Origin of the sequence: Methylosinus sp. RM1 (assembly GCF_011378635.1) — a bacterium.
GTDB classification, from domain to species: domain Bacteria; phylum Pseudomonadota; class Alphaproteobacteria; order Rhizobiales; family Beijerinckiaceae; genus Methylosinus; species Methylosinus sporium.
The window spans coordinates 86,765-101,157 of sequence record NZ_WOVC01000014.1; the positions used below are offsets into that span (position 1 = coordinate 86,765).

General features: G+C 62.8%; 16 protein-coding genes. 5 read left to right on the plus strand and 11 right to left on the minus strand.

The annotated features are described in order from the left end of the window. Positions 1–23 precede the first annotated feature (23 nt). From FMZ75_RS11920 to FMZ75_RS11935, 4 genes are all read right to left on the minus strand, one after another. The gene (locus tag FMZ75_RS11920; RefSeq protein ID WP_166143011.1) at positions 24–467 is read right to left on the minus strand and encodes a very short patch repair endonuclease; all 444 of its coding nucleotides are present in this window, start codon (positions 465–467) and stop codon (positions 24–26) included. Further along, positions 464–1,639: a DNA cytosine methyltransferase gene (locus tag FMZ75_RS11925; RefSeq protein ID WP_246728918.1), complete on the minus strand. Its 1,176-nt coding sequence runs from the start codon at positions 1,637–1,639 to the stop codon at positions 464–466. Before FMZ75_RS11925 ends, FMZ75_RS11920 begins: the two co-directional genes overlap by 4 nt. Before the next feature lie 104 nt (positions 1,640–1,743). Continuing rightward, positions 1,744–2,259, minus strand: coding sequence for a hypothetical protein (locus FMZ75_RS11930; protein ID WP_166143013.1), 516 nt, complete (start codon positions 2,257–2,259; stop codon positions 1,744–1,746). 301 nt (positions 2,260–2,560) lie between these two features. After that, a complete protein-coding gene (locus tag FMZ75_RS11935; protein ID WP_370464708.1) occupies positions 2,561–3,154 on the minus strand; it encodes a prepilin peptidase in 594 nt (197 codons plus the stop codon). Positions 3,155–3,681: 527 nt separating this feature from the next. Here FMZ75_RS11935 and FMZ75_RS11940 point away from each other — a divergent pair. Further along, a complete protein-coding gene (locus tag FMZ75_RS11940; protein ID WP_166143017.1) occupies positions 3,682–4,488 on the plus strand; it encodes an ABC transporter permease in 807 nt (268 codons plus the stop codon). 260 nt (positions 4,489–4,748) lie between these two features. Here FMZ75_RS11940 and FMZ75_RS11945 read toward each other — a convergent pair whose 3' ends face one another. The 4 genes from FMZ75_RS11945 to minC all read right to left on the minus strand — a co-directional run bounded on the left by FMZ75_RS11945 (position 4,749) and on the right by minC (position 7,977). Next, positions 4,749–5,912: an SGNH/GDSL hydrolase family protein gene (locus tag FMZ75_RS11945; protein ID WP_166143019.1), complete on the minus strand. Its 1,164-nt coding sequence runs from the start codon at positions 5,910–5,912 to the stop codon at positions 4,749–4,751. A 176-nt stretch (positions 5,913–6,088) separates the two neighbouring features. Beyond that, positions 6,089–6,370, minus strand: coding sequence for a cell division topological specificity factor MinE (gene minE, locus FMZ75_RS11950; RefSeq protein ID WP_108916740.1), 282 nt, complete (start codon positions 6,368–6,370; stop codon positions 6,089–6,091). Next, positions 6,367–7,182 carry a septum site-determining protein MinD gene (gene minD / locus FMZ75_RS11955; RefSeq protein WP_108916739.1) on the minus strand — a complete coding sequence of 272 codons (816 nt, stop codon included), beginning with the start codon at positions 7,180–7,182 and terminating at the stop codon, positions 6,367–6,369. The genes minE and minD overlap by 4 nt, the downstream gene beginning before the upstream one ends. Positions 7,183–7,197: 15 nt before the next feature. Next, positions 7,198–7,977, minus strand: coding sequence for a septum site-determining protein MinC (minC, locus tag FMZ75_RS11960; protein ID WP_244594628.1), 780 nt, complete (start codon positions 7,975–7,977; stop codon positions 7,198–7,200). A gap of 487 nt (positions 7,978–8,464) precedes the next feature. Here minC and FMZ75_RS11965 point away from each other — a divergent pair, with 487 nt between their 5' ends. From FMZ75_RS11965 to FMZ75_RS11980, 4 genes are all read left to right on the plus strand, one after another. Next, on the plus strand, positions 8,465–8,932 hold the full coding sequence (locus tag FMZ75_RS11965) for a hypothetical protein (RefSeq protein WP_146188359.1): 468 nt from the start codon (positions 8,465–8,467) through the stop codon (positions 8,930–8,932). Between the two features lie 236 nt (positions 8,933–9,168). Beyond that, positions 9,169–10,167 carry a glycosyltransferase gene (locus FMZ75_RS11970; RefSeq protein WP_166143021.1) on the plus strand — a complete coding sequence of 333 codons (999 nt, stop codon included), beginning with the start codon at positions 9,169–9,171 and terminating at the stop codon, positions 10,165–10,167. Beyond that, positions 10,164–11,753 (plus strand): glycosyltransferase family 1 protein, encoded by a 1,590-nt coding sequence (locus FMZ75_RS11975; RefSeq protein WP_166143023.1) that lies wholly within the window; start codon positions 10,164–10,166, stop codon positions 11,751–11,753. The genes FMZ75_RS11970 and FMZ75_RS11975 overlap by 4 nt, the downstream gene beginning before the upstream one ends. Next, positions 11,750–13,078 carry a glycosyltransferase gene (locus FMZ75_RS11980; RefSeq protein WP_166143025.1) on the plus strand — a complete coding sequence of 443 codons (1,329 nt, stop codon included), beginning with the start codon at positions 11,750–11,752 and terminating at the stop codon, positions 13,076–13,078. Before FMZ75_RS11975 ends, FMZ75_RS11980 begins: the two co-directional genes overlap by 4 nt. A gap of 162 nt (positions 13,079–13,240) precedes the next feature. Here FMZ75_RS11980 and FMZ75_RS11985 read toward each other — a convergent pair whose 3' ends face one another. The 3 genes from FMZ75_RS11985 to FMZ75_RS21325 form a co-directional block, all read right to left on the minus strand. Continuing rightward, entirely contained in the window at positions 13,241–13,624 is a 384-nt protein-coding gene (locus tag FMZ75_RS11985) for a biopolymer transporter ExbD (RefSeq protein WP_108916733.1), read from the minus strand. Further along, positions 13,617–14,045, minus strand: a complete 429-nt coding sequence (exbB, locus tag FMZ75_RS11990) for a TonB-system energizer ExbB (RefSeq protein ID WP_142863008.1) — start codon at positions 14,043–14,045, stop codon at positions 13,617–13,619. The genes FMZ75_RS11985 and exbB overlap by 8 nt, the downstream gene beginning before the upstream one ends. A 105-nt stretch (positions 14,046–14,150) precedes the next feature. Further along, the coding region (locus FMZ75_RS21325) for a hypothetical protein (protein ID WP_207783409.1) at positions 14,151–14,393 on the minus strand (243 nt) is incomplete at its 5' end.

The window sequence follows — 14,393 nt, forward strand, 5'->3', positions numbered from 1 at the left end:
GGGCGATCGGCGTGAACCGCCCTCTACCGCTTCTCGTCCAATTGTCCCCGCCCCCACAGACCGGCGAGCCGGGCGACGCGCGCTTTCAGGCGGGGCGGGTCCAGCGCCTCGCACTCCCACAGGATCGCGACGCGAAACCCGAGCGCCCTCAGAGCCTTGGCCTTGCGGGCGTCGCGGGCGCGATTGGCGGCGAATTTCTCCAGCCAGAAGCCGTTGTTTTGTTTCGGGATCGTGCCGCGGCGGCAATTCTTGTGATGGTGCCAGAAGCAGCCATTGACGAAGAGCGCCCAGCGCCGGCTGCGATTGGCGAAATCCGGCGCGCCGGGCAGGCCCTTGGCGTTGCGCCGATAATGGAGCCCGGCCAGCCGCAGCGCCGCGGCGACCGCCTCCTCCGCCCCGGTGCGGGCCTGCCGCACCCGCTTCATCAGCGCCGAGCGCGCCGGATCGCTGGCCGGCGGCGTCCTCATTGGGCGGCGGCGAGGCCGGGGCGGACGCGCATCGCCTCGAGATGGGCGGCCACCGCCTCCCGAAAGCCGGGCTCGAATCGCAGCTTCGCCCGCATGGCGCGGGCGAGGAAGCCGGCGCTGGCGCGCTCGGATAGCGGCTTGCCCTCATGCTTCAAGAATAGATGCAGAGGCTCGCGCTCGCGCCAGACGGGAAAGGCCGAAATTTCGACGCCGAGGCGCCGCTCGCCGTCATAGCGCGCGGCGCGGGGCCAGCGGGCGCCCTCCTCCAGAACCGGGCCGTCGCGGGCCGGATCATAGCGTCCCGGCGCCTCGAGCCGGCCGCCGACCCATTCGGCCACCGGCGCGCTCACCGCATTGCCGACGAGCGACCAGCGCCAGCCGGGACGGCCCAGCGCCTCGGCCGGCGCGGTCCAGTCCACCGGAAAACCCTGCAGCCGCTCGGCGTCACGAATATCGGGCGTCACCACCTCTCCTGAAGGCAGCAGAATCGCCGGCGGCGAGGCGATGCCGAGCGTCGAGCCGTTCTTCAATGTCGGCACGCAATCTTGCCCCCAGCCGAGGCCGCGCACGCCCTCCGTCCAATAAAAGCCATGGGCGTGCGTCGCCAGCGCCGTCGCGCGCGGGCGCGGCGTCGCCTCGTCCACCAGCAGAATATCGGCCGGGTCGGCGAGGCGCGAGGCCAGAAACAGCACGCGCTCGCGCCGCTGCGGCAGAAAGGCGAGCGTGTTGACGACGCGATAGGCCCAAAGATAGCCGCGCTCCTCGAAGGCGGAGACCAGCCGCGCCATGGCGCGTCCGCGATCGAGGCTCAACATGAAGGAGACATTCTCGAGCAGCGCATGGGGCGCGCGCGTCGCGTCGAGCAGACGGAACACGTGGCTTACCAGCGAGGACTTGCGCCCGCCGATGCCCTGCGTGCGGCCGGCCTGGCTCAAATCCTGGCAAGGGAAGCCGGCGGTGACGAGTTCCGTCTCGCCCGGCAGAGCGCGCAGCGCGGCGACGTCGCCCACATTGGGCGTCTCCGAAAAATGCGTCGCGAGCACGCGCGCGGCGAGCGGCCAATTTTCGGAGACCATGACGCATTCATGTCCGGCGCGGGCGAGACCGAGCTCGAGCCCGCCGACGCCGGCGAAGAGGCCGACGATTTTCATGGGCGGCGGAAGACGCGACAAATGGCGATTCGTCTGTGCATGAAACGGAGTTGACCGCCGAGGGCGAAGCGCTGTCAAGCCGTCCTCCGTCGCGACGGAAAGCCTGCCTCTCCTGTTTTTGCGCGTCACTCGACGAATGGCGCCGCACGCAGACGTCGGCGCCGCTCCGCCGACGACTCGCGCGTCATCGGCGGCGCCGGCGCGCGCATCGCCGCCGCATCGACGTCGACGATCGCCTCGTCGCGAGAGTGCGAAACTTCCGCCGGTCGCTCGGCCTTCGCCCGGAAGCGGCCGACCGGACCGATCGGCGCGAAGCCTTCTGAAACAGGCTTCGCCGGCTCGATCGCGCGGGAAATCGGCAGCGCCGCGAACATGCGCGGCGGCGTCTCGACCGCGAGTATGGGCGTGGCCGACGGCTCGCGGCCGCCGACGGCGATTTCGACGCCGAGCAATGTCGGCCGATAGGACTCCCCGGCGTCGGCGTCCTTCTCGCAGAGACGATATTTCGACTGGCATTTCCGACGCGTCGCGAAGCTTTGGACCTTCTCGCGCAATTCGGCCTGCGAATTGGCGAAAGCGTTCTTGCAGCCGTCTCGCGAGAAGCGCCCCGAAGCAATGCAGGCCCCCGGCGTGGCGAACAAATAGGACGCTCCCGCATTTGCCGCCGACGCGACGAGGTAAGCCGGCGCGACCGCTGCGAAAACGCATAAAATACGCGACCTGCGCCCCGCCCTCCCGAAGAGGCGGCGCCCCGGCCGGAACGACGCCGATGACATCACCGCTCGCTCATTCGCTATTCGGCGCCATCGCGCCCGGAACGACGCGAGGCTACCATTCGCCCCGGCGCTGCGCCAGAGCCTCGTTCGACTTCGCGGGGCCTTCGGCGCCGATGACGTTCTCCCGCTCGCCACGCATGGCGAGAGCAAGCATGGTGAGAGCATGTCAAAACCCGCTCTGAGCCGCCTCGAGCGGCCCGAGGCTCCAATCGAGCCAGAAGCCGAGCGCGAGATGCGGGCCGAAGGGAATTGGCTGCGCCATTTGCGCGAGCCCGCCGTTCCGCGCCGCGATGAGGGCCGAGAGGAACGCTGAAACGACCGCAATGAGCAGACATCCGGGCAGAGCCGCCGGCCCGAGCCACAAGCCGGCGAGGCCTAGCAGATGCGCATCGGCGAGGCCGAGCCCGGCGCGTCCTCGCAGCAGTCGATAGGCGGCGTCGATCGCCCGCAATGTCCCATAGCCGCCGGCCGCAGCCGCGAGACGCAGCGCGGCCTCGCCGCCATCGTAGGGCAGGATGGCGAGGCCCAGCAGCAGCAGGACGATCAGCGGCCCATCGGGAATGATGAGAAAACGCGCATCGAAAACGGCGGCGAGCGCCAGGGCGCCGAACAAGACCAGCGTCGGCGCCGCCCACCATCCGAGCTGCGCGAAATCGAAACAGGCGACGGCGAGACCGGCGAGCGCGAGCCAGCCGACATGCGTCAGCGCGCCCCCCTCTCCGCGCGCGATGACGATGGAGACCGCTGTTTCGGCGAGCACGGCGCGGCGACGCGCCGAAATATTCAAATATCGACGAATATCTCGCAGCCGAAGGCCGAGACCGGATGACGCGCTTGGTCGAGAATCTTGCTCCAGCATCGTCCGCGAGACAGGGCGCCGAAAGAGAGGGCGCAGCGCGACGTCATGCTCGCGGAGCGGCGCATCGAAACGACCCGTTCCGAGTCGATGTCGCCGACGCCGCGACGCCAGCGCGCAGCGAATTCTTTTTAAGAGAAAGCCGCCGCCCGATCAACGACGCTCTATCGACACGACGCTCTCTCGACAAAAAGCGCGCCATTCTGCGCCTCGCGGCCGGGCAATCGGCGATTTCGCCGCGCGACGAAGTCCCGCGGCGGAATTCGGGGCGCCGGAATCCGGGAGCGAAAGTCGAAGCTCGGCCCCGCACGATTTGCGCCGCACGAGCGCCACAATCGGAACCTATTCGAGGCCGAATCCAATTCGGGGCCAAGTCCTCGCCCCGGTCCGCCCGACCAGGGACATCGCCGAAACCGAGTGGAGCCTAGCCCATGTACGCCACGCAAAGCGCGACATCGGAGCTCATGGACGCCTTTCAGCGCCAGCGCCGCGTCATGTTCGCTGTCATTCTGCGCAATATTCGCACCCGGTTTTTCGGTCACGGCCTCGGCTATCTGATCGCGCTCGCCTGGCCGCTCGCGCATACTCTGCTGATCATTGCTTTATTCATATTCAACAGCCGCATGGCCCCTGTCGGAGAGAGCACGCTGCTGTTCATCGCGACCGGCGCCGTCCCATTCCAAGCGCAGGCCTATCTATCGACCTTCATGATGACTTCTGTCCTTCAGAATCGCGCCCTCTTCAGCCTGCCGGAAGTCAAGGTGATGGACGTCCTGCTCGCGAGCATCGTGCTGGAGGTTCTCTCCTCCTGCGCCGTCGTCCTGATCCTCCTCATCATCGGATGGTCCGTCGGCGAGAATCTGACGCCGCGCGACATTGAGCAAGCGGCTTACGCCTACGCCGCCTCTATCCTCCTCGGCATCGGCGTCGGCTTCTTCAACGGCACGCTGGCACTGGCCGTGCCCATGTGGTCGCTGGTCTATTCGCTCTTCCGTATCCTGCTATGGTTCGCTTCTGGAACCGTCTTTCTGCCGGACAATCTCCCGGAGCCCTATCGCACGATGCAATCCTATAATCCGATCGCGCAGTCGATCGAATGGATGCGTTTCGCCTATTACGACGGCGTGGGCGTAGGATTCTTGGACCGAGCCTATGTCATGGAGTTCGCGATCGGCGCGATCTTCATGAGCCTCTTGGTCGAGCGCATGACGCGCGGCCATCTTCTGGCCCTGCGCTGAGACCCCGGGGAAAAAAACAGCCGGCGCCGATCGTCATCGAACCGCATCAAAAGCCGCGATAAAAAAAGAATTGGCGTTTCGCGGCCTCGCGGTTCCGGCGCGACGGAAGCGGGAACGAAACTGGCGGGGCGATTTGGGTTGGGCGGCGCGAACGTTCAAACCGCGCATTCGGAAAGCTCGGCGCCGCGCGCGAAGCTGTTTGGATGGCGGATTTGGCCTCGGCGTCTCGCCCGAGGCCTCGCGTTCCGACGTCCGGGGTCTCATCGGCGGTATTGCGCGACGAGGTCATCCGCGAGGAGGCTGTTTCCACGATCGTTGAAATGCACGTCGGCCCAAAAGAACAGATCCCGCACATAGTCGGGATGCGTGTCCTTATATTGGAAAAAAGCCGGGAAATGATCGAAGAACCGGCGGCATTTTCCCGCGCACCAATCGCGCCAGATTTGCGCCTGGCGTGAATTTTCGACATCATAGAGCAGCTGGTGCGGCCAGGGATAGACGCCGACCGAAAGCGCGACGCCCTGCGCCGACAAAAGCGCGTGGAGACGGTCCATCTGCCGCAGCGCTTTGCGAACGCCGCCGGCGACGCCCGCCTCGCCATAACAGCTCGCCTGATCGTCGAAGGTCCAGACCGCGCGGCTCCAGTCGCGACTATACACGCGCCCCGGCTGCATCAGCTCTCGCAGGCTGGCGCCGGCGTTCGCCGCATTGGCCTTTTTCACGAATATGAGATTGGAAACGAATTCTGCGACGAAAGACCTTTTCTCGAGCCAGCCCGGCGGCGAGCGCGTCAGCAGCTGATAGGCGCTCGGCAGGCATTGCTCCGGATTTGGCGTGAAAACCCCGATTTCCAGCGCGCCATTCTGATCATAGCGATAGGAAATGCTCTCGTCTTGAATGTCCGAAATGTCGATGTAGACGATCGCCTCGTCGAACTTCAGGCCTTTGTCCAGATAGAATTTCAGCTTCTCGTAATAGACGGATGGCGCATAGCTCGAGACTCCGGCGTTCAGCACGTCGATCTCGGAAAACGCCTGCGCGAAGCGGCCGACGAAGGTCTGCTCATAGGGCAGCCCGACGCCTTCGGTGAAGGAATCGCCGATGAAGACGATCCGCTTACGATCCGAAATCGCGGGAACGCTGCGCGTCGCGCCATCCTTGAAGCCCAGCGAATTGGTAAAAATCCGCGGCGTGACCGGCCCCCAGACGTCATAGCCGTCGAAATTGGGCCGCAGCGTATGGGTGAACACGGGATCGCGCGACCGCAGCGCATTCTCGCCGTGATCGAGGAACGGATTGGTCCAATTATAGAGACGATGGAGGACGAATTCCGTCGCGGCGAGCAGAGCGATCGCGAGCGCCACATTGACGAGAATGACGCGTGCGAGACGCAACGCGCGCGCATTTCCGGCCGAGACCGCCATCGCTTCCTCCGCTCGACGAGGACGCCTTTTGACGTCGATGACGAGGAGGCTTAGGCGACGACGACGGCGAGCGTCAATCTGCGTAGATTACGCGAGGGCCATCGGGGGAAGGCCGCTGTCGCGGTCGAAGCGAGCGAGCGGCCGACGACCGCTCGCTCCAAATCACGCGGCCTGTCTCAAGCAGCGACTCCCGCGGGCGCGTCGCGCGCCGGCGCATTGGCCGATATCTCTATGTCGATCTCCAGCAGCGACACTGCGTCGCCTTCGCGCAGCTTGATCTCCACCTTGTCCGGATCGATCTCTATATGCTTCGAGACGGCCGCGAGCACTTCTTTGTGCAGCAGCGCGACGAGGTTGGAATTGGACACCGACGCGCGCTCATGCGCGAGAAGAATTTGCAGGCGCTCGCGGGCGACCGGCGCGGATGTGCGGCGATTGAAGAAATTGAACAGCTTCATGCCGCCCTCCGTCCAAAGAGTCTGACGAGAAGTCCCTTCTTGTCGGAAGGAATGTCCATCGGCACTTGCGCGCCGCACAAGCGCCGCGCGGCGTCGGCGTAGGCGCGCGACGGCGCGCTCGTGCCGCTGTGGATCGTGACCGGCGTTCCGACATTGGAAGCGCGCAGGACATCCTCGCTCTCGGGAATAATGCCGAGCAGCGGGATCGACAGAATCTCCAGCACATCATCGACATTCAGCATCTCGCCGCGCGCGGCGCGGCCGGCGTCGTAGCGCGTGAGCAGCAAATGCTTCTCCATGCGGCCGCCCTTCTCGGCGATCTCGGTCTTGGCGTCGAGAAGACCGATGATGCGATCGGAATCGCGCACGGAAGAGACTTCCGGATTGGCGACGACGACGGCCACATCGGCGAAGCGCATGGCGAGCGTCGCGCCGCGCTCTATGCCGGCCGGACTGTCGCAGACGATCCAGTCGAACCGCTCGCGCAACTCGTCGATGACGCGGCGTACGCCCTCTTCTGTCAGAGCGTCCTTGTCGCGCGTCTGGGACGCCGGCAGCAGATAGAGATTTTCGAGCCGCTTGTCGCGGATGAGCGCCTGATGCAGCTTGGCGTCGCCCTGCGCGACATTGATGAGATCATAGACGACCCGACGCTCCGCGCCCATGACGAGATCGAGATTGCGCAGGCCGACGTCGAAATCGACGACCGCGACCTTCTGATTCGACTGGGCCAGCGCCGCGCCGAGCGCGGCGGTCGACGTCGTTTTGCCGACGCCCCCTTTGCCGGAAGTGACGACCAATATCTTGGGCATTTTTTACCGTCCCTCTCAGTCGAGCTTGGTGATCTCGATCGTTTCGTCCTCGAGCCTTGCGTGAACCGCGCGTCCACGCACCTCGTCTCGAATTTCGTCGGCGGTCATATAAAAGCCGCCCACGGCGAGAAGCTCCGCCTCGAGGCGGCGACAGAAGATGCGGGCGCGGGAGTCGCCATAGGCGCCGGCCATGACACGGCCACGGACGGTTCCATAGACATGGACAGAGCCGCCCGCGATCACATCGGCGCCGGAGGAGACGGAGCCGATCACGATCACGTCGCCGTCCGGATGGAAGATCGACTGTCCCGAACGCACCGCCGTCTCGACGACGAGCGGGGCGGCGCTCCTCGCCGCCGGATCGGCCGGCTCCGTCCCGCCCGCCTGGCCGCCGCCGAGGGTCTGAGCGATCTCGTCGAAGGCGGCGCGCTCGTCCAGCGTCAGCGTCGCCGCGCCTTCGACGCCCTCGGCGGGCCCCTCGCCCGACGCGATGGCCCGGCCATTGGTGAGAATCGGAGGCAGATCGTCGCAAGCCCAGCCAGGATCGACGCCGGTCAATCCCATGATGCGGACGCCCCGCCCGGACAGCTGCTCGACGAACTCCGACACGCTGTCGCGATCGAGGCCGAGCCTCGAAACGTCGATGACGATCGCTTTTCGGGAGAAGAATGCCGGCGAATGTTCGAGGCAGGCGTCGAGCCGCTCGAACCAGCCGGCGATCGGCGCATCCGGCTCGAGCGCCAAGACGGGAAAGGATCGGCCGCGAAAACGAATATGGGTCGAAGGTCGGGTCACGGCGGACGGGGCTCCAGCTGCGCCGATATTTCGCGCCCGCATGGTTAACAATGCGTTAAATTACCTAAAGGTAAATTCGGACCCGCCCGGCGGGGCGCCTCGGGCGCCGGACGCTCGAGAAAGGCGCGCTCACGGGATCGATCGCCGCCGATCCTGCGCTGTCGATCTCGAGACGCGACGACACGGAGCATGACAATATGTCGGCGTCCCCGGCGCGGGCGAGCGCGCGCGTCCAATTTGCCTGGCGCGTTTGCCTGGCGCGCGGGCGCCGAGATGGCAAAAAAAGCGCTCTGCGCTCAATCCGACGGCGCCGTCTGCTCGCGATCCGAAACATCGCCAACGCCTCGCCCTCGAGCGTCGCGCCCGATATCTTCCGTGCGCGGAAGATTTGGTCTATCGCTATCGGCATAGAGCCGAACGCTCATTGACATATCGAGTGCGCACATTATACATCCGGCTGCAAGAGCAACGAAAATGGACTGCTCCAATGAATAAAGTAATGTCGGTGACGGAAAAGCGTCGACTGTCCGAATTCGCACATGCTCTGGTCACACGCGCGAGATCGCAACCACAGGGCGAAACATCGAGCGAGTTGCCGCCACTTACGTTCACCGGCGGCGTTTCGACAATGGACTCCCTGCTGCTTCATTTGACCGAGCAGAGAAATTACCTCCTCAAATTTTCCGCGCAGGTTTCGGCGCAGATCACGACCCTCTCGGCGACGATCGATCGCCTTTCGTCCGAAATCGCCAAGATCGGCGGCGAAGTGGATGGCCTGCGGCGAGAAAGAGAGACGCTGCAGCAGGCCGTCGAGGACGCCAAACAGGAAATGAACGACGTCGCCGAAGCGGTCGTCGCCGGAGTGACGCAACAGTTCGAGCAGCAGATGAAGGTTTTCGAACCTCTGGCGCGCTCCTCCTCCTCTTCGACGGCGCAGGAGACTTCCCGGCAGTGACGCGCCGTCACGTCGAGATGAACGACTCAAAATGCTTCGCCTCGTTCGAATACGTCCGGACTTCGAACGAGGCGCCGTCTCCATATCCTGGCGCCTCGATGTCGAAAATATCTTCTCAGTGAGGATGAATGTCACGTGTCGTTCAATATCATCCCTCGGTAATTAGCGCGGACGCAATCGGAGCCTCCATTTCTTCCCTGCATCAACTTCTTCGACAGCGGGGCGTTTTATCCTATGTGGCCTGCGCAGATTCCAATCTGGCCAAAAGTGATTATGCGACGCTCTCGCTCTCCATGTTGAAGCGCCTCGATTGGCGCGACACGGACCTGCTATTGCTGCATTATTCGTTTTTCAATGAAGAGCTCGAAAGCCTGCTGGACCTGCCTGTTCGCAAGATTCTGATCTATCACAACGTCACTCCCGGCCATTTTTTCCGCAACCAAGGCTCGATGAGCTGGCTCGGCGATATGTGCGACCACTCCCGCGCGCAGATGCGGCGCTTCGCGAGCGCTTTCGAGAAAGGCGTCGGCGATTCCGATTACAACACGGCGGAACTGAAAGAATTCGGCTTTCGCGCGCCGGAGACGATCCCGGTCTTCTTCAACGACGCTTTCTTCACGTCGCGCGAACTCGACAATCAATTATACTTCGACACAAAGGCCGCATCCGAGGTCAATATCGTATTCGTCGGACGCTTCGTTCCCAATAAACGGCACGACCTCCTGATCGACACTCTGGCGGCCTATAAGAAACTCTTCGGGCGGTCGGCGTCGCTGCATCTGGCCGGCAAAATCTGGGGCGACGAATATTTCCATGCTCTGCTCGCGCGGGCGGTGCAAGGCGGCGTCTTGTCCGATGTCAAAATCTATCAAAATGCGAGCGGACTCACGATCAAGACGCTGTTCGCCGCGGCCGACGCATTCCTTTCCATGAGCGAGCACGAAGGCTTCATGGTGCCGGTGCTCGAAGCCTTCGCCGTCGGTTGTCCCGTGCTCGCCTATGCGGGCACCGCCGTGGGCGAAACAATGGGGCCGGCCGGCGTCAAATTCGACGCGCTCGATCCTTCCATCCCCGCGGGCTATCTGGAGCTGTTGCGTCGCGACAAGACGTTGCGCAACGATATCGTTCGCGAGCAGGCCGACCGAGCGACCGATTTCTACTCTGAAGCGACGGCGAGAAAGTGGCTTTCTTTCTTGAAGGGGTTCGTCGATATCTCCGCGGGGTTGAACGCATGATCATCGCATATGACGCCGGAGCCTTTCAGCAGTCGATCAGCGGTGGAATTTTCAACGTATCCGTCGGCTTCTTGAACGCCGCCGCCAGAATCGCCCCCGATGTCGAATTTGTTTTTGTCGCCGATCCTTTTTTCGGAGAGGTGCGGCCGGAGGCGATGGCGGCGCTGACCTTCACGCCGCGGATCATCTATCGCAGCGTCCTGAAGCCCGCGGGCTCTTTTCCGCTCCTCACCGACAAGGAGCGCGTGCGCTTCGAGATCGACGGCGAGGCCAAGCGGACCACGGCGACGGCGACGCCGGACGGATTGTGGCATCACTACGAGGGCGCCACGCCTCGACAAGCGATGTATTTGTGCAGCCGGCAGGCGCGCCCCTGCGACACGCTGAATTTTCCGGACAGCCGCAATCTCGGCGTGGCGTTCGACAAAATCGTCATCGAATGGGAGAAGGGATCGCAGGAATATTCCTTCGATGACGCCCGTTTCGTGAAAGGCTATCACGATGCGGAAGCCGCCTGGCGCTGGACCGACGGACGCGCCGAAATCCCGTTCGAGCTTTTCCCGCGCGCCGATCGCATTCGCATCGGAGTGCACATCCGGCAGAAGCTCCGGTATCACTTGGCGGATGGACGTTTCGATCGTCGTTTCGACGCAGTCGCGCGCGCCGCTGCCGAGCAGCGGCGCGCGTCGAATTTGAACCTGCTGGGCCGCGAGCTTCGGGAAATGGGCGCGACCGTCTATTTTGCGAATCACTTCATTCCGGTCGCTATTCCCGGGCTCGCTCTGGCGAGCTGGGCGCATGACGTGATCCCGATCCTGTTTCCGAATTTCTTCGGCAAAGATGCGGTCGAGAATTTCACCAATGTCGTCGATGTCTTCAAGCGAGCCGATCACATTTTCTGCAATTCCGACACGACCCGCAATGACGTCATCGACAATGTCGGCGTCGCCGCGGAGCGTTTGACGACCACATGGATCGGCCCCGGCGCGATCGGGCCGCGTCCCTCGTCCACAGTCGACGCCGCGCTCTCGAAATTTCGCCTGCGCCGAAATTATATTCTCAACGTCGGAACGCTCGAACCGCGCAAGAATCATCTTCGTCTGGTTCAAGCCTATGATGAATTCCGCCGCAGGGTCGACGATGCGCCGACACTGGTCATCGTCGGCTCCCATGGATGGGGATACGACGAATTGATGAGATTGATCGCCAACCGGGGGCTTTCGGAACATGTGAAGGTGCTGAGCGGCGTCGACAATGAGGATCTGTCGGCGCTCTACTCGGGCGCGATGTTCGTCGCCTATCCCAGCGTCTACGAAGGCTTCGGCATGCCCGTGCTGGAGGCGCTGGCGTGCGGCGTTCCCGTCTTGACCTCGCAGGAAACCAGTATGCAGGATATTGCGCAGAACGCCGCCGTTCTCGTCGATCCCTTGTCGGTGAGCTCCATCGCAAATGGGCTTTTCTCGCTGACGACGGACTCGGCGCTGCGCGCGCGCCTCGCCGCGAATGCGCCCAAGGCCGCTTCTCGCTTCGATTGGGATCGCGTCGCAGGAACCGTCCTCGATGTGCTGAAAGGCGTGAGCCGATGAAAATCGTAGTCCTTTCCACATTCGACGTCACACCTATCCGCGATGGCGGACAAACACGCTACGTATCCGTCTACAAGAATATCGCCAAAGACCATGATGTTACGCTTCTCGCTTATGATTATCGCCAAAACGACAACATTCGGCGCTATAAGCTCGCCGATCGTTTCGACGTGATCTCCTTCCCCGCGACGACCGGCGATCAGCATCATTTCTGGCATATTTTGGAAAAGACGCGACGTCTCGCGCATGATGTTCTCTGTATTCGCGAGTATCACCTCTCGGACGAGTTCGTGCGCGACGCGCGGCGGATCATCGAAGCGGCGGACGTCGTGATTTCGTCGCACCCTTATCTCGCGCTCCTGGGCTTCGGCTTCGCGAAGCGGAATGCGATCAAAATCTACGAGTCGTTCAATGTCGAATTCGACGTGAAGGAACAGCATTTCCGTGGCGGGCTATGCGCGTCCCAACTCGCTTCCTTCATGGATTGGGTCTATTATGCTGAGAGAATGGCGTGCCGTGAGGCCCATTTCGTCACAGCTGTGAGCGAAAGCGACGCCGAGCGCATGGCCGAGCTCTACGATGTTCCGCGCAGCCTCATCACGGTCGCGCCAAACGGCGTCGACTGTTCGAAATATCCGCTCTGGGACAAGGCGAGCCGCGCCGAGCTTCGCAGCAAATTGCAAATCGGCGACAAGCCGTTGGCGGTCTTCCTGGGCAGCGGCTACGGCCCGAATGTCGAATCCTACTTCAAAGCGCGTCAATTGCTGTCCGAGGCCGGCTTCGACGGCGCTGTAGCCTTGATCGGCTCGATCGCGCAAGCCGACCGCACCGGCTGGCCCGAGGTTCCCTTCGATGAGTTCTGGTTCGATTTTGTCGATGAGGATCTGAAAATCGCGCTGTTGAGCTCCGCAGATTTCGCTTTGCAATTGGTGTTTTCGGGCGGCGGGACCAATTTGAAGCTTTTCGACTATATGGCGGCGGGATGTCTCATCGTCGCCAATGAATTCGGCGCGCGCGGGGTCGGCGCGGACGGATGGAGCGTCTCCGCGCAGAATGTAACCGAATTGCGCGCGTTGCTGCAGTCGCGCGTTTGGGAAACGGATCGAGGCGATGCGATACGCGCAAAGGCGCGGGCGATCGCCAACGAACAATTCGATTGGGCGATCGTAGCCGAGAAAATATCCTCGCTGTTCGAACCGATGCCTATGGAGGAGTCCGCGATCGCAGACGGGTCCGAGAGTTCTTCGAAAGAGGTGGCGCCGCCGCCCGCTCTCTCGGAGGAGCCGAGACTACCCGCCCCCCTCGACGCGCTGAGGAAAGCATAGCGAAGCAGAAGAGGAAATATATCCTGTCCAACTCGGTCGGCGATCACTCCGACGCCCGAGCCCCTCCTCATCCCTTCGCGGCGGCGGCGAAAGGCGCGCCGGACCTGCACGGGATCAGCGGCGCCGACGGCGAGCCGCGGCTCGAGGATAGGTTCGACGCCTCTACTTTTGGCCAGCTTTCGTCTGAACGGCGACTTTGGTGAAGTTCATCCGCTTTAGAATGTCTGCGACGTCTATGAAGCTCTGAAGAGCCACGGCGCGATCCGCGCGAATGAGGAAGGCGGTTTCGGGCGGCAGCCCCTCGAGGCGGCTCCGCAACTCCTCTTTCGCTGCAATTTGGCCGTCGAAATAAATATTGCCGTCGGCGGCGAGTTCGATCGTCTTGTCCTTCTGCTTTTCGACCTGTGTTTGAGAAGCGTGAGGCAGAGCGACTGGAATGCGCCCGGTCGCGATAAAATTCGCGGTCGTCAACACCATGGTGAGAAGCACCAGCATGACGTCGACGAGCGGAATCACATTGAGCGTCTCGAAAGGCCTCTCATCCATTGGCGATCTCCCATTTGAGCATCAGGACCTTCGTCCTGCGCAGCAGAATGTTGTAGGAGACCACCGCGAGAAGAGCGACGATCAGGCCGATGGCGGTGGCCTTGAGCGCGAGCGCCAGCCCAGCCATGATCTTGCCGGCGTCCGCCGAAGCGTCGAGGCCCAAATTATAGAAGGTCAGCATGATGCCGAGGACCGTGCCCAGCAGGCCGATATAGGGCGCATTGGAAGCGACCGAGGCGATGACGATCAGCCGCTTGGTCAATTCCAGCTCGAGCGCCTTGATGCTGGTGAAAGTCGCTATATCGATCGCGCGGTAGGCGAAATGCCGCTCGAGCGCCACAGCGACGACAATGACGCTGAGCGTCGCCAAAACTCCGATGACGCCGAAATCGATCGCCGTCGACAACCATTCCATCTGCATGGCGCAATTCTCCCGCTCGCAGCGGCAATTGTGTCGTTTCCGGCCACGACGGCGCAACGACATCAATATTTATCTTCGTTACATTGCGCAGCGCCTCAGACCGCGTCAATGGGAAAATTCGGCCTCCGCCGAGGATCGAAGAAAAGTGGACGCTACATGAGCAATTTTCCTGTCGTCGAGCAGCCGGACGACCAAAGCAGGGCTCCGAATCCGGGTTAACGGGCTGAAGCGCCCAAGGCTGTGGCGAGATAATCGTCTCTCCATCCGGCGATTTTTCTGCGGAGCTTGATGCTCGTGCGCCTGGGCTTGGTCGCCTTTCGTTGCGGCTTCATCGGCGGCGGACGCTCG